At 41.3% G+C, this 23,299-nt stretch carries 20 protein-coding genes and 2 riboswitches; of the genes, 8 read left to right on the top strand and 12 right to left on the bottom strand.

From position 1 onward, the window contains the following. Positions 1 to 123: 123 nt before the first annotated feature. Positions 124 to 840: a ZIP family metal transporter gene (locus Q7A53_RS08290; RefSeq protein ID WP_411788679.1), complete on the bottom strand. Its 717-nt coding sequence runs from the start codon at positions 838 to 840 to the stop codon at positions 124 to 126. A 169-nt stretch (positions 841 to 1,009) separates the two neighbouring features. On the opposite strand from Q7A53_RS08290, the gene Q7A53_RS08295 reads away from it, so the two are divergent. Next, entirely contained in the window at positions 1,010 to 3,556 is a 2,547-nt protein-coding gene (locus tag Q7A53_RS08295; protein ID WP_411788680.1) for a choice-of-anchor I family protein, read from the top strand. 247 nt (positions 3,557 to 3,803) lie between these two features. On the opposite strand, the gene Q7A53_RS08300 is transcribed toward Q7A53_RS08295, so the two are convergent. The 7 genes from Q7A53_RS08300 to Q7A53_RS08330 all read right to left on the bottom strand — a co-directional run bounded on the left by Q7A53_RS08300 (position 3,804) and on the right by Q7A53_RS08330 (position 11,342). After that, the gene (locus Q7A53_RS08300) at positions 3,804 to 4,100 is read right to left on the bottom strand and encodes a hypothetical protein (protein WP_411788681.1); all 297 of its coding nucleotides are present in this window, start codon (positions 4,098 to 4,100) and stop codon (positions 3,804 to 3,806) included. After that, the gene (locus Q7A53_RS08305) at positions 4,101 to 5,177 is read right to left on the bottom strand and encodes a bifunctional transcriptional activator/DNA repair enzyme AdaA (protein WP_411788682.1); all 1,077 of its coding nucleotides are present in this window, start codon (positions 5,175 to 5,177) and stop codon (positions 4,101 to 4,103) included. Between the two features lie 421 nt (positions 5,178 to 5,598). Beyond that, positions 5,599 to 6,495, bottom strand: coding sequence for a branched-chain-amino-acid transaminase (gene ilvE, locus Q7A53_RS08310; protein ID WP_411788943.1), 897 nt, complete (start codon positions 6,493 to 6,495; stop codon positions 5,599 to 5,601). Between the two features lie 225 nt (positions 6,496 to 6,720). Beyond that, a complete protein-coding gene (locus Q7A53_RS08315; RefSeq protein WP_411788683.1) occupies positions 6,721 to 9,399 on the bottom strand; it encodes a calcium-translocating P-type ATPase, SERCA-type in 2,679 nt (892 codons plus the stop codon). A gap of 357 nt (positions 9,400 to 9,756) precedes the next feature. After that, a complete protein-coding gene (locus Q7A53_RS08320) occupies positions 9,757 to 10,329 on the bottom strand; it encodes an NUDIX hydrolase (protein WP_411788684.1) in 573 nt (190 codons plus the stop codon). A 36-nt stretch (positions 10,330 to 10,365) separates the two neighbouring features. Then, complete coding sequence (locus tag Q7A53_RS08325) at positions 10,366 to 10,737, bottom strand: hypothetical protein (RefSeq protein WP_411788685.1); 372 nt, start codon at positions 10,735 to 10,737, stop codon at positions 10,366 to 10,368. A 308-nt stretch (positions 10,738 to 11,045) separates the two neighbouring features. Further along, positions 11,046 to 11,342 carry a hypothetical protein gene (locus Q7A53_RS08330; protein ID WP_411788686.1) on the bottom strand — a complete coding sequence of 99 codons (297 nt, stop codon included), beginning with the start codon at positions 11,340 to 11,342 and terminating at the stop codon, positions 11,046 to 11,048. A gap of 381 nt (positions 11,343 to 11,723) precedes the next feature. Between Q7A53_RS08330 and Q7A53_RS08335 the strand changes: the two genes are divergently transcribed. The 3 genes from Q7A53_RS08335 (at position 11,724) to Q7A53_RS08345 (ending at position 14,674) form a co-directional block, all read left to right on the top strand. Further along, positions 11,724 to 12,863: a glycosyltransferase family 4 protein gene (locus Q7A53_RS08335; protein WP_411788687.1), complete on the top strand. Its 1,140-nt coding sequence runs from the start codon at positions 11,724 to 11,726 to the stop codon at positions 12,861 to 12,863. A gap of 119 nt (positions 12,864 to 12,982) precedes the next feature. After that, positions 12,983 to 13,606 (top strand): LysE family translocator, encoded by a 624-nt coding sequence (locus Q7A53_RS08340; RefSeq protein WP_411788688.1) that lies wholly within the window; start codon positions 12,983 to 12,985, stop codon positions 13,604 to 13,606. Positions 13,607 to 13,679: 73 nt separating this feature from the next. Then, a riboswitch (ZMP/ZTP riboswitch) is annotated at positions 13,680 to 13,765 on the top strand. A gap of 72 nt (positions 13,766 to 13,837) precedes the next feature. Further along, on the top strand, positions 13,838 to 14,674 hold the full coding sequence (locus Q7A53_RS08345) for a bifunctional 5,10-methylenetetrahydrofolate dehydrogenase/5,10-methenyltetrahydrofolate cyclohydrolase (RefSeq protein ID WP_411788689.1): 837 nt from the start codon (positions 13,838 to 13,840) through the stop codon (positions 14,672 to 14,674). Positions 14,675 to 14,817: 143 nt separating this feature from the next. On the opposite strand, the gene Q7A53_RS08350 is transcribed toward Q7A53_RS08345, so the two are convergent. After that, positions 14,818 to 15,822, bottom strand: a complete 1,005-nt coding sequence (locus Q7A53_RS08350) for a Gfo/Idh/MocA family protein (protein ID WP_411788690.1) — start codon at positions 15,820 to 15,822, stop codon at positions 14,818 to 14,820. Between the two features lie 217 nt (positions 15,823 to 16,039). On the opposite strand from Q7A53_RS08350, the gene Q7A53_RS08355 reads away from it, so the two are divergent. Further along, positions 16,040 to 16,360, top strand: coding sequence for an LSm family protein (locus Q7A53_RS08355; protein ID WP_411788691.1), 321 nt, complete (start codon positions 16,040 to 16,042; stop codon positions 16,358 to 16,360). Positions 16,361 to 16,430: 70 nt separating this feature from the next. On the opposite strand, the gene Q7A53_RS08360 is transcribed toward Q7A53_RS08355, so the two are convergent. The 3 genes from Q7A53_RS08360 to Q7A53_RS08370 all read right to left on the bottom strand — a co-directional run bounded on the left by Q7A53_RS08360 (position 16,431) and on the right by Q7A53_RS08370 (position 20,320). Beyond that, entirely contained in the window at positions 16,431 to 17,345 is a 915-nt protein-coding gene (locus tag Q7A53_RS08360) for an endonuclease I family protein (RefSeq protein WP_411788692.1), read from the bottom strand. A 210-nt stretch (positions 17,346 to 17,555) separates the two neighbouring features. Next, entirely contained in the window at positions 17,556 to 18,629 is a 1,074-nt protein-coding gene (locus tag Q7A53_RS08365; RefSeq protein ID WP_411788693.1) for a C45 family autoproteolytic acyltransferase/hydolase, read from the bottom strand. Between the two features lie 314 nt (positions 18,630 to 18,943). Beyond that, positions 18,944 to 20,320, bottom strand: a complete 1,377-nt coding sequence (locus tag Q7A53_RS08370; RefSeq protein WP_411788694.1) for a Glu/Leu/Phe/Val family dehydrogenase — start codon at positions 20,318 to 20,320, stop codon at positions 18,944 to 18,946. 264 nt (positions 20,321 to 20,584) lie between these two features. On the opposite strand from Q7A53_RS08370, the gene Q7A53_RS08375 reads away from it, so the two are divergent. The 3 genes from Q7A53_RS08375 (at position 20,585) to Q7A53_RS08385 (ending at position 23,285) form a co-directional block, all read left to right on the top strand. Next, positions 20,585 to 21,646, top strand: coding sequence for an NAD(P)/FAD-dependent oxidoreductase (locus Q7A53_RS08375; protein ID WP_411788944.1), 1,062 nt, complete (start codon positions 20,585 to 20,587; stop codon positions 21,644 to 21,646). Positions 21,647 to 21,728: 82 nt separating this feature from the next. Further along, positions 21,729 to 21,839, top strand: a riboswitch (TPP riboswitch). 138 nt (positions 21,840 to 21,977) lie between these two features. Next, on the top strand, positions 21,978 to 22,979 hold the full coding sequence (locus tag Q7A53_RS08380) for an ABC transporter substrate-binding protein (RefSeq protein ID WP_411788695.1): 1,002 nt from the start codon (positions 21,978 to 21,980) through the stop codon (positions 22,977 to 22,979). A gap of 15 nt (positions 22,980 to 22,994) precedes the next feature. Beyond that, positions 22,995 to 23,285, top strand: coding sequence for a thiamine-binding protein (locus Q7A53_RS08385; RefSeq protein WP_411788696.1), 291 nt, complete (start codon positions 22,995 to 22,997; stop codon positions 23,283 to 23,285). The last annotated feature ends 14 nt before the right edge of the window (positions 23,286 to 23,299 follow it).

Raw genomic sequence — 23,299 nt, forward strand, 5'->3', positions numbered from 1 at the left:
TGTAAATCAAAATCGATCTTTTTATCATAGATACCCCATCCAATTATTAACATATAAATCGTACAAAGACCCCATAAGAATTCTTTTGAATTTTTTCCTCAAATTTAAAAACTTTGCTGGAGATTATCTTAGTTGTTCTGTAAGTATTATCATAACTATAAATCCCATAATAAAAGCCAATGTGGAAATCCGTTCGTTCCCATCCCCATGACTTTCTGGAATCAACTCTTTATACACAATAAATAACATTGCACCTGCAGAAAACGCAAGACCATAGGGGACCAGTCCACTAAACGCTTGTCCAAAAAAAACACCGGCAAGGCCAGCCGAAAATTCTACCAGGGCAGTGAAAGTTACCAGACCAAGCATTTTCCATCCGCGAATGTTCTGAATGATTAAATATAACCCAATCAGAAAACCCTCCGGGAAATTTTGCAGACCAATCGCAAAGGACACCACCGGACCAAGGTTCACATACTGACTAGCGTAACTCATCCCTACAGACATTCCTTCTGGTAGATTGTGTAAGGCCATAGCTATGATAAAAAGACTAATATTCGTGTTTGTATCATTATGATGCTCTAAGTCGTGGTGAGGGATCATGATCTCAAGGATTAGAAGGACGAACGTTCCTATTAAAATACCCGCCACCAGCGTAAAAAGATTCGATAATTTCAACGCTGAAGGAATCAATCCGTATGTAGAAGCTGCAACCATTATCCCCGCTGCTAATGCGAGAAGACCGTCTTTTCCTTTATGGGATAATCGGCGAATAAATAAGACAGGAACTGCACCAAAAGTTGTACAAAAGGTAGTAATGAAGATATGAACGACATCCATTTAATCCCTCCTCCTTCCTTCATAATTATGTGGACAGCGGCTTAAACATGAATGCCAATCAAAACGGCATAATCCTCTGAATATTTACAAAAATTTATCTACTTTTAATTTCCTATTCATACAGATCCTTCATAGTAAGAGTGAATCTATTATATAGGAGGTAAAAGAAATGAAGAAACTCCCTTTAGCATTAGCGACGGTATTTACCGCTTCTTTCCTATCCTTACCTGCCATGTCCATGGCGAGTGATCAGAAAGTGACAGCTTATGATGGAAAGAAAGAGCTGGAAGTGTCTTTAGCCGGCCACTACGACAGCGGTGCAGCCTTTGATGAAGGTGGTGCTGAGATTATTGAATATGACAAAAAGCACAAGCGAGCCTTTGTAACGAATGGAGACGCCAAATCGCTTGATATTCTTGACCTGTCATCAACGAAAAACGGAAAATTTCAACTTGTGAAACGTGTTCAACTAAATGACCTCGATCTGGGAGACTTTCAAATAGACGGTCCTACAAGTGTAGCGGTTCACCCGAGTCAAGGTTATGTGGCCGTAGCAATCGTAAATGATAAGAAAACGTCTGATGGTATTGTTGCCCTATTTGATGCGGACGGAAATTTCATTAAAAAATATCAAGTCGGTGCCCTTCCGGATATGGTGACTTTTTCTCATGATGGAACAAAGATTCTATCAGCTAATGAGGGGGAGCCAAATGATGATTACACCGTGGACCCTGAGGGAAGTGTTTCAATCATAGATGTTAGTAAAGGACCTGCGGACGGAAAAGTAACTACTGCCGGATTTGGTTCACTTGATGAAAGCAAAATTGATAAAAACGTTCGGATATTCGGCCCTGAAGCCTCCGCTGCACAAGACTTCGAACCAGAATATATCACAATCAGCCCCCAGGATAAAAAAGCATATGTCTCCCTGCAGGAAAACAATGGTATTGCAGAATTGGACTTAGAAAATAATGAATTTACCGCTGTTCACGGATTGGGTTTTAAAGACCATTCCACTAAAGGGAATGGACTTGATGCATCCAACGATTCTTCAACTATCGACATCAAGCCCCTCCCAGTGCTTGGAATGTATCAGCCTGATGCCATTGCTTCCTACACTGTGAACGGAAAAGAATACATCCTTACTCCAAATGAAGGAGATTCCAGAGATTACGACGGTTATTCAGAAGAAACTCGTGTCGGTGACTTAGAAAAAGATACCGGAAAAAAGATCCATCTAAATGCCGACAATTATTCAGGGTTCACTCAGAAAGAATTAGATCAAATGATTGCAAATGGATTATTCGATGATGATCAATTAGGTAAACTACACGTAACTACTGCCAATGGATTAAATGATCAAGATGAATATGAAGCTCTTTACAGTTTCGGAGGACGATCTTTTTCTATCTATGAAGCGGAGCAGTTTAACCAAGTCTATGACAGCGGAAATGAATTTGAGAAGATTATTGCAAACAACCTGCCAGAACACTTTAATGCTAATAATGATGAAAATGAGGCTAAAAAACGAAGCGATGATAAAGGACCAGAACCTGAAACGGCAGTTGTTGGAAAAATAAAAGGGAAAAACTATGCATTTATCGGGCTGGAGAGACAAGGCGGGGTAATGGTTTACAATATTGATGACCCGGAAAACCCTCATTATGTCACATACTTTACCAGCCGGGACTTCTCTAGTGAGGACGGTTCAGTCAAAGGGGACAGCGGTCCAGAAGGATTAACCTTTATCCCTGCTGAAGACAGCCCAAATGGCAGCCCGATGCTCCTGGTCGCACATGAAGTATCTGGAACAGTTGCTGCCTTTAATGTTGAAAGTCTATTAGGAGAAAAGAGGCTTGCTGGTTCCGATCGCTATGAAACTGCCATTGAAGTATCGAAAGAAGGCTGGGACAAAGCAGATACAGTTATAATTGCTCGAGGAGATGAATTCGCCGATGCATTGGCTGGCACTCCTCTTGCTTATAAAGAGGATGCCCCTGTCTTACTAAGTCACAATTATTACCTTGATCCCAAAGTAAGAACAGAAGTGGAACGCTTATCAGCAAAGAAAGCAATTATTCTCGGTGGACCCAATGCTATTTCTGATCATGTGGAATACCAACTGAAAGGAATGGGTCTGAATATTGAGCGCATTAGCGGGGATACTCGTTACGGAACAGCTTCCAACATTGCTGCCCGTTTAGATGGAAACCCTGACAAAGCAATAGTTGTTAACGGAGATAAATTTCCCGATGCCTTATCCGTTGCTCCCTATGCAGCTAAAAATAGTTACCCGATCCTTCTGACTAAAGACCGCACTCTTCCTCGTGAAACGAACCTTGCCCTTCATGGAATGGAACGCACCGTGGTAGTCGGAGGCAATGGAGTGGTCAGTAAGAAAGTTATGGATAAACTTCCAAATGCTGAGCGCTATAGCGGAACAGACAGGTATAAAACCGCAGCTAAAGTCATTACTGATTTAAACGATGCTGGGAACACTGCATTTGTTAGTACTGGCCAGGAATTTGCTGATGCACTTACCGGCTCCGTACTCGCTGCTAAACAAAATGCCGCATCCATTTTAGTAAAAGAAAACCGAGTTCCAGATAGTGTAAAAAGAGCATACGATCAGCTTGGAATCGAACGCCTGTACATTCTTGGCGGTCCTGGTGCAGTAAACGAAGACGTAGAGAATGAGTTGAAACCTAAAAATTAACTGTTTGGCAAACGAAGTTATACAGCGACTGGTACTGGAAGTCTTTTAGCCATAATTAAATCCGAACGAAGATGGAATGTTACGTCATTATCCCAGCTTCGTCCGGATTTTTTGTGCTGCCTGAAAAAGGTTTCTAAACATTTCTACAGAAAGTATTCTTACGTTTTGCGGCTGATCTCCCTATTCACATCAGTGGCTTTTCAGGTGACTATTGGTAGTGTTATTTCCGTCCTGTTTTAACTGCGTTTTAAGGTTTTGAGATGGGAATAAACGTATGAAATATACCGATCACTTTCACTTTTTTACCAAGCATTTCTGTCTTATACTCCTTAAAAATGAAGTAATCCTTTTCTGTTGTATGATTTCTAATTATATTGGGACCAATGAGTTCTATGCCAGCACCAATAAATGGGTTGTCTCCAGCCAGTTGTTCGCCGGCCTTATCAACGACCCAGTCTACATATTGTTCTTCTGAGGGTTTGGTCACAACCATCACAATTAGAAGAATAACGATAATCCCAAATGTAACGATCCATTTTTTCATTTATTTCTCCTTTAACACCTGTTTTCTCTCCAGTTTCAGCTTGTATTCATGCTCAAGCAGCCACTTTTTCCTATTCAATCCCCCAGCATAACCTCCCAGCCCGCCATTGGACTGAACCACCCGATGGCAAGGAATTACGATGGCCAGCTGATTCGCACCATTTGCTCTGGCAGCAACTCTAAATGCAGTAGGTCTTTGTATCGAGGCAGCAAGCTCAGAATACGACCTGGTTTCTCCAGAAGGAATTCGTCTCAAAGATTCCCATACGCTCTTTTGGAAAGGTGACCCCATTAAATAGATCGGCGTCTTGAATTCTGTGAGCTGTCCTTTGAAATACTGCAGTAATTCTTTTTCAATTGAACGAGTAATAGCCGTATTGCCAGGTATAATGGCTGCATTCAATTTATTTCTCATCCGCTCTACTTCCTTTTCGAGACCCTTCCGATCTACAAATTCAAGCAGATAAAGTGCTTCTTCATTACTAATTGCTATCATCGGACCTAACTCTGTGTCAAGCCATGCTGCTTTCAAAATGTTTACTTCTCCTTTTACAGAAGGAGGGGCTCCCATAATCCGGGAAAAGGCATCACGAAAACCACTGCTGGATTCATAACCGGTTAATATCTGAGTATCTATCACTGAATTCCCTTTTCTAATTTCCTTCATCGCCACGCCCATTCTTCTTGCCCGGGCATATTCTACAAATGTCATGCCGAATCTTTTTTTAAATTGACGTCGTGCTGTAGAAGGGTCGATACCCAGTCCCCTTAAATCTTGATCCTTCCATCGCTTTTCTGGGTCTTCCTCAACCTTCTCTACAAGCTCTTTGACAAGCTCTGAGGCGATCATCGGATGAGAAAGCGGATTGCATCGCTGACAAGGACGGTAAGAAGCAAGTAAAGCTTGCTGGGCAGTTTCAAAGAATTCACAGTTCTCAAATTTAGGTTTTCTCGCTGGGCATGTGGGCCGGCAGAACACACCTGTAGTTCTTACCCCGACAAAAAATAACCCTTCATAGTTCCTCTTTCTTTCTACTAATGCTTGGTAATATTCACGTTCCAGTTCTGAACAGATCATCCTTACTCCTCCGCTTCCTCTACAAGAGTTGCTGTTAAGTATAAGTATACCTGTTCTTAAAAAAAGTACCGCCGATAATCAGGCATTTATTTTTTTTAATATAACATAGAAAACTCTTATAGAATAATAGCGCCGGCTACGATCAGAGTTAAGCCGATCATGATGACTAATTCTATAATTACCCGCCATGGAAACCGCTTCATGATGGAAAACAACCAAAGAGAATATTGCTCGTTCCCAATGGAATGCTTTCCTTATAATCTTCTTCTCTCACCTTAAACAGCAAATTGAAGACAGTGGAAAACCCACACAACAGAAATCCATCTGCAAAAAATAAAAAAACACTTACCTTATGCGGGTAAATGTTTCCCCATACAAATTTAAATGAATAGGAATTGTTGACCTTCCATGGAAGGATAAATTAATATAACGGGAAACAATAACTCTGGTAGTGAGGCAGTTCGCATCTTACCATCTGATTATAAATTTGCTGAATGCGTAAAGTAACCGCTCCAGCTGTCCCGTCTGCAATGATTCGGCGATCTACTTCAATCACAGGTTTTATTCCAAGGGCTGTTCCTGTAAAAAAGACTTCATCAGCTTCATATAACTCCACTCTTGTAAAGCTCTTCTCCATCGTTGGCAGACCCAGCTCTTGTTGAAGAATTTGAATGGCGGTATCCCTTGTAATTCCGGCCAGAATATCATCAGAAACAGGGGGAGTAAGTACCTTATTCCCTTGCACGATAAAAATATTCTCTGCCGGCCCTTCACTAATATAACCTTCTGCAGTCAGAAATATTGCTGTATCATAACCATTCAGATCAGCTTCATTAATAGCTAAAGCTGAATTCAAATAACCCGCGGTCGGTTTTACTTGTGGAGGAATCATATTACTGCCCACCCGTGCCCATGAAGAAATGCCAGTTTTCAAGGCAGGTTTAGGTTCATAATCGGTAAAAACCGTGTAAATAGACAAATGATTAAATGGATCGTTTAAATCCGGACGAATCGTATTGGTGCCTTTAAAACAAATCGGACGGATATATACATCACTCTTTGTCTCATTCAGTAACAGCAGTCTACGAATAATATTGGATAGTTCCTGAACAGAATAGGGGACGGGGATGAATATACTCTTTCCTGATTGATGAAATCTATTTAAATGATCCTCGAGCCGGAAGAGATACAGCTGTTTTTTTCTATCATTCCAGAATCCTCTTATTCCTTCAAAACAGCCCAGTCCGTAATTCAGCCCTTTATTCTTCACACTTACAGTTAATGTTCGTTCATCAATAAACTTGTCGATGTCAAACATATACCCCACACGATCCCCCCTTCCTTTTATAAAACTTATAAGGTTTTAATTTATGTAGGTTTACTATTATGTATATGGATTCGTAGTGCCTTTATTCAATGGTATTGCGACACTCTTTATCAATAATTAAGAAGAGACTAGGACAAGAGCAAGTTTTGTCCCAGCCTCTGGTTTTTCTGTGCGTACAGCATGAACTATAGACGGATTTAAGTAAACGAAACATCGCTACTTATCTTTACTTTTTTTAACAAATCCCCCTGGTAAAACTGTAGGTAACGCAGCAAACCCTAAAATGAGCAGCCATTGACTGAAAGGCAAGGCAGTCGTATGGAAAATAGGCTGAAATAAAGGGATATAAATAACAACCAACAGTAAGACGACGGAAGACAATACGGACCAAATCAAATAAGGATTTCCCAGAGGGTTTCTATGAAAGATCGATTGTTCCGAACGGCAGTCAAACACATGGATGAGCTGTGCCATAACCAGCGTAGCAAAAGCAGCCGTTTGAGCCATAATCAATTCACTCGAACTTCTCTGATAGACGGTAATAAAAACCGCCATCGTTGCTATACCGATTAAAAACCCGCGGCTGACTACCTTCATTCCTAAACCTCTGGCAAAAATACTTTCTTCCACGGGTCTTGGACCTCTATGCATTAAATCCTTCTCCGGTTCATCCAATCCTAATGCCATTGCAGGTAGTCCATCGGTAACAAGGTTCACCCAAAGAATCTGAATGGGTACTAATGGAAGAGGAAGACCAAGCAGCATGGCAAAGAGCATCGCCAGGATCTCGCCTACGTTAGAGGCAAGCAAATATCTAATAAACTTGCGGATGTTTTCATATATATTTCTGCCTTCTTTAACAGCAGCTTTAATGGTGGCAAAATTATCATCTCTTAAGATTAAGGAGGAAGCTTCCTTCGTCACATCGGTACCAGATATCCCCATTGCTATGCCAATATTAGATGCTTTAATGGCTGGGGCATCATTAACTCCATCTCCAGTCATTGCCACAACGTGCCCTTTCTGCTGAAAAGCTTTTACTATTTTCAACTTATGCTCAGGTGAAACACGGGCAAAAACATAAACGTTCTCAATGACTTCCTGTAATTGTTCCACTGACATCTTTTCTAAAGCATTCCCATCAAGGACCTGTCCAGTAGCCGGCAGTAAATTTATTTGCCGTGCAATAGCAGCTGCGGTAATCGCATGGTCACCCGTGATCATCACCGTTTTGATCCCTGCTGCATGGCATTCCTCTATAGAAGATTTCACTTCCTGTCTAGGAGGATCTATCATTCCTTCCATACCGACAAAGGTTAATCGCCGCTCGGCTTCTTGTGAGGAATGAATCGTTTCAAAGCTTTTTAACGGACGAATAGCTACTGCAATAGTTCTTAATGCCTCACCCGCCAATTCATTAATTTTATTATTTACTTGCTTTATATACTTGTCAGAGAGCAGTACATCCTTATTGCCCCACCTGATCCGTTCACTGCAGGGAAGGATCACTTCAGGGGCTCCCTTAGTAATAATCAAGTGCTCTCCAGTTCTTGTTTTAACAATGACACTCATCATTTTTCTGTTCGAATCAAACGGAAATTCTTTTACGATTTCAAAATCCTTGGAAAGACTATCAGGGGACAAACCAGCTTTCATTCCAGCTGCCACCATAGCCCCTTCCGTAGGATCTCCTTCAAGGATAAAATGGTCTCCTTTCTCTCTAATGCTTGCATGATTACAAATCATCCCACAGGAAAGCAGCTGAGAAAGCGAATGATTCTGCTGAACCGATATCTTCTGACTGTGATTATAAAATTCTCCCCTAGGATGGTAGCCGGTTCCGGTTACTTTCAAGGTCTCCCCACCGCTCCAAAGAGTCGTGACGGTCATTTCATTTTGAGTCAGCGTACCAGTCTTATCCGAGCAAATGACGGTGGCACAGCCTAAAGTTTCCACTGAGGGCAATTTGCGGATAAGGGCATTTCTTTTGATCATACGCTGAACTCCAAGGGCAAGAGCGACGGTTACAATAGCAGGCAGACCTTCGGGAATGGCAGCTACAGCCAGAGATACGCCTGCTAAAAACATCTCATAGACACCGTGTCCCTGCCAAACTCCCACCATGACTACTAACGCTGTTAACATTAAAGCAACCGTAATTAGAATACTTCCCAGCTGTTTCAGCCGCTGCTGCAATGGAGTTATTAAAGCTTGTTCTGTTTGCAGCAGATCCGCAATCTTTCCCATCTCCGTTTTCATTCCGGTTGCCACAACGATTCCCATACCATTTCCCTGAGTCACCATAGTTCCCATGAATGCAATGTTTTCCTGATCTCCTATTGGAAGGTCTGATCCATCTAAGGGACGAGAAGTTTTCTTTACAGGAACCGACTCACCCGTCATGGAGGATTCCTCAATCGATAAATCGTTACAATGGAATATTCTCGTATCTGCTCCAACCCTGTCGCCACTTTCAAATTTAACGATATCTCCTGTCACGACTTCGCGAGCAGGCACCAATGACCACTTCTCATCTCTTAACACTGTCATCTGAGGAGCCGACAATTCTTTAAGTGCTTGTAAAGATTCTTCAGCTTTTCGTTCCTGAATAAAACCTAATACCCCATTAATGATCACGATAAAAATGATCGCACCCGCATCGAGATATTCCCCCAATAAACCTGAAATCACAGTAGCAATCAACAGAACTAAAACCATAAAATCTTTAAACTGCTCAAGAAACATAAGAAAGAGAGAAGGTTTCTTGCGTTCTTCAAGCTCGTTATAGCCTATTTCTCTTAGTCTGTTTTCTACCTCAGATGCACTTAAACCACATTCATGTCTAGTTCTAGTAATCTTTTCAACTTCTTGAATAGATAGACTATACCATTTCATTTTTCCACCTCTTTGAAAAACGTTAGATACTAGTTATCTATATTCTGATTACTAGAAAACATGTACGAAATTCTACTTAAAATGATTTCCTGCTTAACCCAGCAATAGTTCCCGGCCCGAACTTCTAAAAATAGGGACGGGATCCCTATATAAAGAGTCTCGTGTTTGTCCTTTGCAGGAATGGCTCCTCCATGGTTTATCACAAGAGAAAGCATAGGAAAAAGAGGCAGCGTGAGTATATGTCCTGAGGAAACCTCTAGAAATCTTGCAACAAAAAATCTGAACTATGGAAGAATGTTAGTAACATTCCATCATAGTTCAGATTTCATAAGGGTTAAAAGAATTCTGTTCCAGTCTCTATTTGTATGTAAATGATCCTCCACTGTGTTCCAATAAATAGACTTTTGCCATAAAGTAAGCATGGGCAGTAAACAGCTGAGTGTTTATTTCACATCCGCCAATGAGACTTCCCATTTTCTCAAAGTCTAGCAGCACTACTTTTACTTCTTCGGTTTCATCGAGATCCTGTTCATATTCTCTGTACGCATCTAAAATAAGATACGTTTTGATTCTATTATTTTGAGTTGCCGGGTTAACCATAAAATCGCCTAATTTAACTGGCCGATGTTTAGAAATAAACCCGGTTTCTTCTCGAACTTCTCTTAGAATACCTTCTTCAGCAGACTCATCTTTTTCCGTTTTCCCAGCAGGAATTTCCAAATAGAAGTCTTCGCCGGCATGTCGATATTGTTCAACCAGCACTAATTTATTTTCCTTTGTCAAAACCACAGCATTCACCCAATCAGAGTATTCATGTACATAGTAATCATCAATGACCTTTCCATCAGGCAATTCACATGTATCTTTTCTTAAATGGCCAAAGGGGGTTTGGAACAAATAATTCGAGTCTAACGTTTTCCATTTATCCATGTTACCACTCCCAAATTTTGCTGTTTAGCTATCTACCTAAATCCTTTTAGCAGCCCAAACCATCGATAAAAACTGGGTAGAAATCAATATGGAAATGACTATCGTTAGAAAATCAACGGATCCAAGGGTGAACTTATCGATAGGAAGAGTGATTAAAAACCCCGCAACGCACACGAATAAAGCAACCAGCGTATAACGAAAGGCTCTTTTTCTTATCCATTTTATCTGATCGTTTTTTAAATGGGGATATAAATAGATCATGCAAAAAGAGAGAATCGCTAATGAGAGTGCTGTATAGGACGAAGCAGGAGGTAACTCACCCGCTGCTATTCCAGTAAAGATCCATAATGCCGCGATTATACTAAAAAAAGATCCCGCTAGAAGAAAAGCATTTTGATTCCTTTCCAAAGCTATCTTCCCCCCTTCTTCTTTGTTGGAGTGTTCTTATTTAGTAAGCATTCTTCGTATGCATACTATTTGATCTATAAAATTTGATCTAGTTATATAAATGGTAAATATTACATAACCACTCTATCATACTTAGCCCTCTTGTTTAAGGTAGGCCATCCAAAAGCGACAGAAGAAATAATGTCCACGCTTACTGATCTAATGAAAGAAAAATATAAACATCCGAACCCCATTTTTTTGAGGTTCGGATGTTCATTGCTTGTCTATTCTTAACATAGCAGTACATGTTTTTTAACCGACCATGAGAATTACGCTGTAAATTGCTTCGCATGTTTTTTGGCAAATTGAATAATCTGCCGATAAGTTCCCGGTTCAAACTCTTTCTTTGCGGGGGTATAAAGCTTCGCAGTTGCCTCATCTATGATCTTAATCTGCTCCCCGCCGCGAACGTACAAAGTGACATAGAGAAAAGGCTGTATCAAATCGCTTTCCACAAGAAAATTCCTGGGAAAGTCCGCAGTAATCATAAGGCGGTCTTCCACTTGCTTTAAAGATAGCTGACTATGAAACTGAAGATTGTTTATTTCGTTCAGATACAATACCATTCCACTCCTTCTTCTTCCTTTATAGACCATCATATCATGCTGAGATCCCTTCTCTGTACTAACCACCATCATACTCATAGATTACCTTGATTATTCCCTGACACTATTAAATTTGAGTTAATTTTGGTTGTTGCTTCTTCCCTCATTCTCCCTGGGCACCTTAATGTCTATTAGACAATGGCTAAGCCGATTCGCAGCATAACTTCTGAATCCACTCTCCTCAAACTCCTATATTCCTGAAAGCGGAATTTGTAAAGATTAGATAAATATTAGAACAAATCCATAGCAACTTAACATGAGGTTGATACTGCCCACATAAATATTTCATATAATTAATCGCAGAAAAGTACATTTTATCTCCATGAAGACAGGGGGGTCATCATGAGAATTGCTGTTTTTACAGATACTTATGCGCCACAAGTCAATGGTGTGGCTAAGACACTGCAGCGCTATGTCGAATATTTAGAAACGAAAGGAATCGAATATCGATTATTTGTACCTAAAGCGAGTAAAGACCGCTGCATTTCAAGTCAAATTCAGCGTTTTAAAAGTATTCCTTTTCATCTTTATCCTGAATGCCGATTAGCTATTCCTAATATATATTCCATCCGTAAAGAGCTGGAATCCTTTCGTCCTGACCTCATTCATATTGCCACCCCTTTCAATATAGGCTTGGCCGGGCTCTATTATGGAAAAAAACTAAACATCCCCATCGTCGGCTCCTTTCACACGAATTTCGACCATTACTTAAAATATTATGATCTCCAGTTTCTTTCCAAGTGGATTTGGAAGTACATGAGGTGGTTCCATCATTCCTTCAAGAAAACGTTCGTTCCCTCTCAAAATACGCGCCAGGAGCTGCTGCGCAATGGCTTCTCCAACCTGCATATTTGGAGCCGGGGAGTAGACTGCCGCCAGTTTCATCCAATGATAAATACTGATCTTCTCAGACAGCAATACCAAATTACCCAGCCTTATATTTTGACCTATGTAGGAAGAATAGCTCCAGAGAAAGACTTACACATACTTATGGACGTATCTCGACAACTGCCCGACTCTATTAAAGATCAAGTTCACTGGCTGATCGCAGGCAGCGGGCCGTTACATGAGGAATTGGAAGCCAATGCGCCGGCCAACATGACTTTTACTGGTTACTTAAGCGGATCAAAACTAACCCAGGTATACGCAGGCTCAAATTTATTTGTTTTTCCTTCTACAACAGAAACGTTTGGCAATGTGGTCCTGGAAGCAATGGCTTGCGGAACACCAGTGGTTGGCTCAAAAGCAGGAGGAGTCCAGGAAGTCATTCAGGATAAAAAGACTGGAATCTTATGTGACCCTGGGAGTGTACAAGACTTTACTGATGCCATAACAAACTTACTGGAAAACAAAAAAATGTTAAGAATAATGGGTTACGAAGCTCGTCAGTATGCACTCAGCCGCTCCTGGGATACGATCTTTGATGGCTTGCTGTACGAATTTGCCGACCTTCTTGTTCCTCGTGAATATAATTATGCATAATTAAACCTTCGTCCAATTAACATTGTGAATACGCGGATGAAATCACTTCTGATTCAAGGGGTGATTTTTTTCTTTTTCCTGTATAATAGACTAAAATTTCCTTAAGGAGGTACGATTCTATGGATCCCATGCTGACGTTTTCTTTTCTAGGAGCAGCTATTGTACTTACTCTTATGCCAGGACCCGATAACCTGTTTGTAATCGCTCAAAGCATTTCCCAGGAAAAGAATGCAGGAATCGCGGTTTCTTTCGGTCTCTGTTCAGGATTAATTGTCCACGTAACCGCTGCTTCCCTTGGCATATCCGCTATTGTTTACCAATCTTCTCTGGCATTTAATCTGGTTAAATATGCGGGAGCCATTTACTTACTCTATCTTTCCTGGCAGGCATTCCGTGATCCTTCTGCAGATTTAACAATGAGAACTCAGAAGTCCACCAATTACAAATCTCTCTATAAGAAAGGGATTTTAATGAACTTGTTAAATCCTAAGGTGTCTTTGTTCTTCCTGGCTTTACTGCCACAATTCATCGATAAATCACTCGGGCATGTGTCGTTACAAATGTTTGTGTTAGGCATGGTCTTCCTTGTCCAAGCTCTAGTCCTATTTATAGGAATCAGCTTGTTTTCTGAAAAAGTCCGTTCCCTATTTGTAAAGAAACCTTCTCTTTCAAGAAAAATAAGTCTAGTCCAAGGAATGGTCTTTCTTTTAATCAGTTTAAAACTCCTCATCAGCGAAAAATAACAGCGGCTTTTGATAAACGATTATTCTTAATTGCATCATGAAGTTGGTTATGATATTTTTAAGAAAAGCAATACCTTAATGCAGTAACTGACGACATCTGTGGAAAAGACCACGTGGAAACTGCATTTTATATACGGTCGGGTCGTCTGGGCAGAGATAGGGATGAATGCATCTTTATCTCTTTTGTTGTTTATAGGAGTATTTTCAGTTATTACTATGGGAGGTTTTCAAGTGGAAAAATTAATCTTAGATGGAAAAGCTGTATCAAAAGACATACGAAGCAATTTGGCCGTACGTGTGGAAGAACTGCAATCAAAAGGAGTCACCCCCTGCCTTGCTACTATTTTGGTAGGAGAAAACCCTTCCTCTGAAACCTATGTAAAAATGAAGGGTAACGCCTGTAAGAAGCTTGGCATTCAGTCAGAACGGATCCATCTGTCAAGTGAAACTACTACAGAAGAATTAGTGGATACGATTAATAAATTGAACCATGATGATGCCGTACACGGAATCTTACTCCAGCACCCTGTTCCTGAACAAATTGATGAAAGAAAAGCATTTGACACTATCGCGATTGAAAAGGATGTCGACGGTGTAACCAGTACAGGTTACGGTCAAACGGCTCTTGGTTTTGGTGAATACCCTTCCTGCACTCCCGCTGCCATCATGACAATCCTAGATTATTATGACATTTCAGCAGAAGGAAAAAATGCTGTCGTCGTTGGCAGAAGCCCGATTCTAGGAAAACCTGTATCCGCCCTGTTACTAAATGAAAATGCTACAGTAACCACCTGTCATTCACGCACAAAAGACTTGCCAGACATTTTAAAACGAGCTGATATTGTAGTCGCAGCCATTGGGAAACCAAGCTTCATCCAAGGAGAATGGATTAAAGATGGGGCAGTGGTGCTCGATGCGGGTTACAATAAAGGAAACATTGGCGACGTGGACTATGACTCATGCTACGAAAAAGCAAGTGCCATCACCCCAGTTCCAGGCGGAGTTGGCCCAGTCACCATCTCCATGCTCCTCAAACACACCGTAGACGCAGCAGCAAAAAAACTATAATCCCTATCGCTTAGAACTACATGATACTGCGAGTCGCATAAGCAAAACCACGACATTGCCCTTTTTACCATTGGAAAACCCGAACCAGTCATACATGGTTCGGGTTTTTCTATGCGTAAAATTCCTTTGTGTCCGTTTATTTATCACACTAGTTCCCTAAGAGTTACCCGTCGTCCTTCTCTATGAGACAAAGCTGCTGCTTGATTAATCAGGGTCAGCTGAAGAGCGTCTTCTTTCTTGATCTTCGTCTTTTTTCCTTGTTCAATCGCAGTTACCCATTGCTCCATCGGCATCGGCAAGGAGGCAGGCAATTCATCTGGAGCGGCCCATTCATTGCTGTCAAAATGAGAGCTTTTAATCCGAATATGATCATCTTCTACCAGAAGAGTTCCTTCCGTCCCATATAATTCAAGTTGAAATGGACTGCCAGCTGAAACAAAACTCGTTTCAAGAACAGCCAGGACTCCAGATTCATATTCCACAATCACCGCTGAATGGTCGTCCACTCCCCTGTTCATCATCTCCTCCAACCTTCCCGTCACGGCTGCAGGCTTTCCAAGCAGTCGATTGGCAAGATAGATGGGATGGGCGCCCAAATCAATCAGCGCGCCTCCCCCGCATTGTTCCTCATTAAAAAATTGTTCCGGAAGCCAGCCTTTCGGGTGATTCTCTCCCGGGACGGCTCCATTATGTGCCAGCCGGCAGCGCATCATCGTGATCGTTCCCAGATTCCCGTTATCAATCACATTCTGAGCGTACAAATAATAATCCTCCGTAAGCCTCGGCAGCGAGACCGTCAATTCGATATCTGCTTTCTCAGCAGCAGAATATATTTCTTCACAATCCTGAACATTCATCGCTAATACTTTTTCCGTAAAGATATGTTTCTTATGTTCAGCAGCGGCCAGCATAATTTCTTTATGTTTATTCGTTGGTGCCGCTACGATTACAGCGTCAATCTCTGAATCGCTAAGTACTTGAGATAAGTCTGCTACAAAGGGAACGCCGAGTTCATCCGCCCATTCTTCCCCACGCTTATGATCTTCATCCCAAACGGTCTTAACATGAATATGATCACTTTCCTTCGCTTGCTTTGCATAATCCACCGCATGTACGTGCCATTTGCTTAATAAAGCTACGTTGATCAAAGAAACCACCTCTTCTAATTATTGTTAGGTTACCTGCATGAAAAACATGACTTCAACGAAACGATTCTCTGTCTTAATATTCTGTTTAATTTTAACAGAATCTACTGACTATTAATAATCTAACGAGCTTCCATCTTAAGTTAGCGGAGTTAACAATAGAAACACACTTTTCCGCCCAGTGAATAGAATACATTAAATTTAATAAGGTGGTGCTGCTATGATTACGAATAATGAGCGTGAGGCTGCTGAACCCCAAGGCACGCAAGCCATGAACCAAAACCAAATGCATGAGGCATGTAATCAATACTTATACCAATTCATCCAAATCCAAATGAATGATGGCACAATGTATCAAGGGATGCTGCACAGTTTCGACAAAGATCACATGTATCTCATCATGGCAAATCCAAATACTCCGCAAAACCAGGCTGCCCAGTCCAATGACAACCGCTTCTTCCCGTTCTTCGGACCGTTTGGATTGTTTGGTTTTCCATTCTTCGGCATACGATGGTTTTCGCCATTCTTCCCATTCTGGTAAAAAAACACCAGCCGTCCAGCGGTTAGATCGCCGGATGGCTGGTGAGCTTTATTCCTTTACATACTTATTATTAAAATTGAATGTTCTTCAATTTCTCAGGGAAATCAATAAACGGATTGCGATTTCCCTGCATTTCAAAGATTACCTGATTCCTGTGCTTCTCATATAGTTCAGGTGGAAATTGTTCGTGCCACTTTAATAGAAGCTGGGTATCGATTTCGTCTTTGTGATGATCAACGAGCTGATCTGGATATCGAATTAAGAAATAGAGTACCCCGCGGGCAACCGTCCCCTTGCCATGTTCTGGTTCAAATAGATGGTCCTCTGCTTTACCGCATGCTTCTCGAATTTGTTCAATGTTGGCACTTTCCGGCTGGTAACCGAAGAAATCGTGATAAGGATAATTACTTCTCATCGAATTACAGACAGGTTCGCAAGTGAATAAATGGTGAAGATCGCCACGCATCGGTTCATCTTCATTAAACCATGATTGCGGAACGGTATGCTCGCAATTATATTTCAGTTTGTCCATAATTTTCACTAACTGAGTGTCACTTTCTGTGGAAAAATCATCGGCCTTTTCTATTGCGTCTTTTCTCGATAAGGAGGTCTGGTAATCTTCTTTAATCACCTCTTCCGGCTGCCGGATTTTCCCTGAATATACACTAATAAGTCTTCCATCCGGCCGCAAATCTACGCGTGGATACAAGTATTTGCTCGGATTATAGGAATTCGGATGTTTATGTGTGTCCTTCAGCAGCTGGTGGAGTGCGGACATAAAGTTCTCTTCATTAAGTTGAGTGAAATCAATATCGCAGTAGTATGACTGGACTGCTTCTTGATCCTTTTCTTTATTATAATAAGCTGTTTCATCTTGTTTGATTTTCTCTTTCTCTGTAGTGTGTTCTTCTAGTATTTGATAAAGCTCTGCTTCATCCGTTACCGAAGGAGTGTACCTTTGCATGAGTTTTGACAATCGCGGCATTTTTATTCCTCCTAAAATAAGACCTTCCTGCTTTACTAACTGGTTTCCTAATCGATACCCAAATACAATCTTTCTTAACTCCGTCATTTTTCCTGTTTTATGTAAAAAAAGCGGCATACTACAAAAAACCCGAACCAGTTATTTTTCCCTGGTTCGGGTTTTCGCTATTTTTAAAACCGAGATGATTAAACTCCCCGCTGATTTCCTAAATTAATTATACGTTTTACCGTTCCAGAAAGCTCCTTCATCCATGTGCACAAAAGGGATATTCGTATCGACGCGGCCAATTATGCGTGATCGTTCTAAATCCCCGCCTGCCAGCCATTCCTTAAAATCAAAGGTAACGGGTGTTTCATCACCGCCAAGGGCAAACAGCACTTTAAGATTCTGAGGTACGTATCCAGACGTATGGATAGTCCCCGCCCAATTACGGTATTGCTTGGAAAACACACCGTTTTCAGTGCCATTCATAAACCGAAAAGCATCCTCAACCGACCTTAAATGACCTTTCGCCTGATTCATCGATTCCAATCGTTTCATGGAATCCACAAGATGATTGCGGTTTTCTTTAGTTAAGATTTCAAAATGGTTTGTACACACATCAGATTCCCGCACTTCTACGCCTCTAGGAGATGCCTCCACGACATACGCAGTATTGCCCTGATCAAAGACTGTATAGCTAAAAGAATGACGGTGCGGAATTTCACGGAGCATCAATACCGCTTCCTCCACACTCGCACAGGATTCTAATATGATCCTTCCAATCATGCAGCAAATAAAGCCGGGACCAGGACGTTTTCGGTGCATGAAATTATAACCAAGAACTAATCCTTTCTCATTCATCCCATCCATTCTGCCTGTAATCCGCTGAGTAGGGCCAGCTGAGGCGTACCCCTGATCTAACGGCTTAAAGAAACTGAAACGCCCCTCGTAAGTTTTTGGCATATAATCATAATTCCGTATCAAATATCCATCTCCGGTAATGATCGAGCAGCCGGATTTCTTATAATTAACTCGATATCCGCCAAATTCCATCATCACTCTTTCCATCGGCCATTCAAGCGCATCTCTCAGCCCAATGAGCTCGTCCCAAAGCCCAGGTGCAAAACGAGTAATGGCGGATTTTACTTCTTCTTCTTGCACTTTAAATCGGGGAATTCGTACCTTCCACTGTTTTTCCCGATTTTTAACCGTTAATGTTTTTTTCAGCCGTTCTCCTTGTTTATAGCCAAAATCATAATGACTGCCGCGAAATTGTATCACTTCACTATAGACTTCCTTCATGTGAAATTCCCTCTCCTAGTTGTATGTATTGAAACCAATAGTAAGGGAATTCTTGTCAAATATAAAGAAATTTGATCCCGTTCCTTTATCTCGGCCCAAGTAGAGTTCTGCAGGTGGAGGACCACCTGACGGCCAAGTGTCGTGTATTTTCCAAGCATTCATTCAGGTGAACCTCTGATCTTTCCTAGATTGTTCGACTTTAGATTTGAGGATCTCCTTATGTCTCAGCACCTTCAAATACTTCTCAATCTCTGGTAAATGAACTAAAAAAAGCACCGTCTTAATCGTTAAAGACGGTGCCTGATTTAATCTATTTAGTACAGCTTACCTTGACGATACATAATTGTAGATATCTTCATAACTGTATGAATGTAACAGTTTTGACGCAGCGGGAACGGATCGCCGAAGAATTGAGGATAGATTGTGTCCATAGTATGCTTCATTTTCTTATAGAGCTTCTTATAGATTTCGTCCTCATCCATAAATTGTGTGTCTCGGCCTTGTACCCATTCGAAATAAGAAACAATAACCCCGCCGGCGTTTGCCAGTATATCAGGAACAATGAGAATACCTCGATCTGCTAAATATTTATCGGCATCTTCTGTTATTGGCCCGTTCGCACCTTCAATAATCAACTTTGCCTTAATGTTCTCTACATTGTCCATATGAATTTGGTCTTCCAATGCCGCTAGCAGGAGCACGTCCACGTCTAATTCAAGCAGATCATCCCGTTCCTTTATCTCTGCTTTGATATCACTATTCTGCAGGTCCTCTTCCGTTTTTGGAAGCTCACCTTCATTTTCCTCTGTATATTTAACCAAGGCAGGAATATCCAGACCTTCTTCATGATATACCATCACATTTTGATCACTTACGGCGACAATTTTATTTTGTAAATAGTCACATTTATATGCTTCAAGCGCTGCCACTGAACCGAGATTACCAAATCCTTGTACAGCCATTCTCAACGACTGATCCTCATGAGCCAGAGCTGTTTTGGCAAATCGGTTATCCGTTTCAGAAAGCCATTTCTTATTCTCTCGTAAGAAGTCGTGCATCATATAACGAAAAGTGAAATAGACTCCTTTTCCTGTGGCTTCCCTTCGGCCAAGGGATCCACCATTGACAATGCTTTTTCCCGTAAAGCTTCCTCTATACTCTTCGCCTGGATGGTTTTCTTTATACTCACCCATCATCCAGTCCATTTCCCGCTCCCCTGTTCCAACATCTGGAGCAGGAATGTCTTTCGACGGTCCTAATATATCATCAAAGTATTGCACGTAGGTTTTACAGATCAAGTTCAGCTCTTTATTGGAGTAGTCGCGCGGGTTAATAACCACTCCGCCCTTCGCTCCGCCGAAAGGAAGTTCGTGTAAGGCATTCTTTAACGTCATTAATTTGGCCAGATTAGCAACTTCCCCTTCATTAACCGATTCGTGAAAACGGATCCCGCCCTTATAGGGGCCAACTGTATCATTGTGCTGAACTCGGAATGCCGGTACCCGGATAATCATACCATTTTCTAACGCTACCCTTAAAAAGGATTTATGTATATGATTAGGGGTAGAGAGAATAGACACGAGTGATTTAAATGCCTGGTCCCTTGTTTGTTCTTTTAAATCTGGAAGAAATGATTCATCTTCTAGCAATGCTGTTAACGATTCTTCGATAATACTTTGTTGTTTGTCCATGTCTTCTTATCCTCCATTTCTAGAAATTGTGACAATCTTCCCCTGTCTAATTTACTCTTTCCCTATTGGACTAGAATAAAACTTCGCTTGAAACCGTTTGTAAAACTTCTGCAAAGGAAATAGTTAAATTATCAGGTATATCTAGTCTTCTTCCTTTATTTTTGGTACTCTTTATAATGGAAGGCAGCGTCAGCGTTTACTATTAAAAATGCAGAATCAACGTGATTTCACAACATTGCTGTTACACAAAGGTGGTAATTAATGATGAAGAAATTAGTCATACTGGGTGGTGGCTACGGCGGGATTAAGATACTTACGACCTTACTGGACAAGGATCTGCCTAAGGACGTTCAAATTACTGTAGTGGACCGTAATCCTTATCATTCACTAAAAACAGAATTTTATGGGATTGCTGCAGGAACAGAATCTGACCGTAATGTTCGTTTGGATTTTCCAGCCCACGATCAAGTCGACTACGTATTTGCTGAAGTAGAAAAAATCGATACCGAGAATGAACAAATTATTGTCCAGGATCCGAACGAACCCATCTCTTACGATTATTTAGTAGTTGCCCTTGGCTGCGAAGATAATTATCACGGGATTGAAGGAGCTAAAGAGTTTACCAATAGTGTCCAAACGATTTCTCAATCCAGAAAGGCCGGACTAGCGATCAATGATTTGAAAGCTTACGGGAAGGTCTCTGTAGTTGGAGCCGGGTTGAGCGGAATTGAAGTGGCCTCTGAAATTAGAGAGAGCCGTCCGGATTTAAATATCCGTTTACTGGACCGAGGAGAAACGGTGCTTCGTGCTTTTGACTCGAAAATCCAAGACTATGTGGAAGACTGGTTTGAGAAAAATGATGTAGAAGTCATTCATAATGCCAATGTCGGATATGTGGAAAAAGACGGCGTTTGTAATAATGGCATCTGCTTCATTAATGACGTAACGATTTGGACAGCAGGAGTGCGTCCAAATTATCTAGTAAGAGAAATGCCCGTCGAGAAAGACAATCAAGAAAAAATTAAAGTGAACGAATTCTTCCAGATTCCGAAGCAGCCTCACATTTATGTGGTGGGAGACTGTGCGTCTTCAGAATATTCTCCTAGTGCTCAGCTTGCTGGCCAGCAAGGAGAGGAAATTGCCGCGATTCTAACTGCTGTTCTTGCAGGCAAAGAGCCTCAAAAGCCTAAAGAAATCAAGTTAAAAGGATCATTGGGCTCGCTAGGTAAGTCAGATGGATTTGGCAATATGCTTCAGAAGCCAATGACCGGCCTGCTGCCAAGACTTGCTAAATCAGGCGTACTTTGGTTAAGTAAACGTCATTAATTCACGTCGATCAGCTAAAAGGTTGATTAAAAAGCGATTCTATGGGAAGATTTAATTATTCACGACTAACTTAACTGAATAATCTTGAATGTAGGGGGACCAGTAAAGCTGGTTGAGATTGTATCCGAAAAGGTACTGACCCTTAGAACCTGATCTGGTTTAAACCAGCGTAGGAAACATAGAAAACGACATTCCGTTTTTTAAAAATATGTGCACCCTAGGTATGGTACCAGGGTGCTTTTTGTATGCCTGATTTTCCTTTCACCTAGACAGGTTCCCTTCTCAATTGTTCCAGAACTTTCAGTTAGTCAAACGAATGGGAGGAAAACCAATGAAGAAATTACTTATTTTCATGGGCTGCCTGCTGCTCTTTCTCGCTGCCTGCAATCAGGAGAAAGAAACGTCACAGGCAAGTACCAGCCAGAAGAAACAAATGAAAAACGTGAAACTCGTTCTCGATTGGACACCGAATACCAATCATACGGGAATTTACGTTGCCAAAGAGAAAGGATACTTCGAAGACGAAGGACTCCATGTAGAAGTTATGATGCCCGGCGAAACAGGTGCCGATCAGCTGGTAGCTGCCGGTAAAGCAGACTTCGGAATTAGTGCACAGGAATCCATTACCCAAGCACGTGTACAGGATATTCCTATCGTGTCTATTGGCGCAATCATCCAGCACAACACCTCAGGATTCGCTTCACCAAAAGATAAAAATATTACTTCCCCAAAGAAATTTGAAGGGAAAACCTACGGAGGCTGGGGTGCGCCCGTTGAGAAAGCCGTTATTTCTTCCATTATGGAAAAAGAAGATGCGGACGTAAATAAAGTCGATATTGTAAATATGGGTAATACAGACTTTTTCACTGCCGTTAAACGAGACGTAGACTTTGCTTGGATTTACTACGGATGGACCGGGGTCGAGGCAGAACTTCGCGGTCAGGACTTAAACATGCAATACTTAACCGACTACTCAGATAAGCTGGATTATTACACGCCCGTTCTCACTACAAACGAGAAAATGATCGCGAACAAGCCAGATACTGTGAAAGCTTTCATGGCCGCAGTTTCCAAAGGATACCAATATACCATCAACAACCCGGAAGATTCTGCTGATATCTTAATTAAAGCTGTCCCTGATTTAGATCCAGAACTAGTCAAAGCCAGTCAAAAATGGCTGTCCCCAAAGTATAAAGATGACGCAGACCAGTGGGGAATTCAAGACCAGAAAGTATGGGAAAATTACTCTGAATGGATGTATAACCACGACTTATTAGATAAGCACTTAAATGTAGAAGATGCATATACCAACAAATTTTTACCTAACAAATAAAGGAGATGAGATAGATTGGCAAACTCATTAGTCAGCATTCAAATTATTCCAAAGACGAAACAAGGGGAAGACGTCATTCCTTATGTAGATCACGCCATATCATTGATTGAAGACTCAGGGTTACGGTATGAAGTACACCCGCTGGAAACAACCATTGAAGGTGAGCTTTCAGAGATATTCTCCTTAATTGAAAAAATGAATCAAGCTATGATTGAAAAAGGCAGCACAAATGTTATTTCCCAAATTAAAGTTCTTTATCAGCCAAGCGGAGCCTCCATGGATCAATTAACGGAGAAATACCGTTGATCTCTTTGTTTAAA

It is taken from the genome of Halobacillus rhizosphaerae, assembly GCF_046719735.1.
In the GTDB taxonomy this organism is placed as follows: Bacteria; Bacillota; Bacilli; order Bacillales; family Halobacillaceae; genus Halobacillus_B; species Halobacillus_B rhizosphaerae.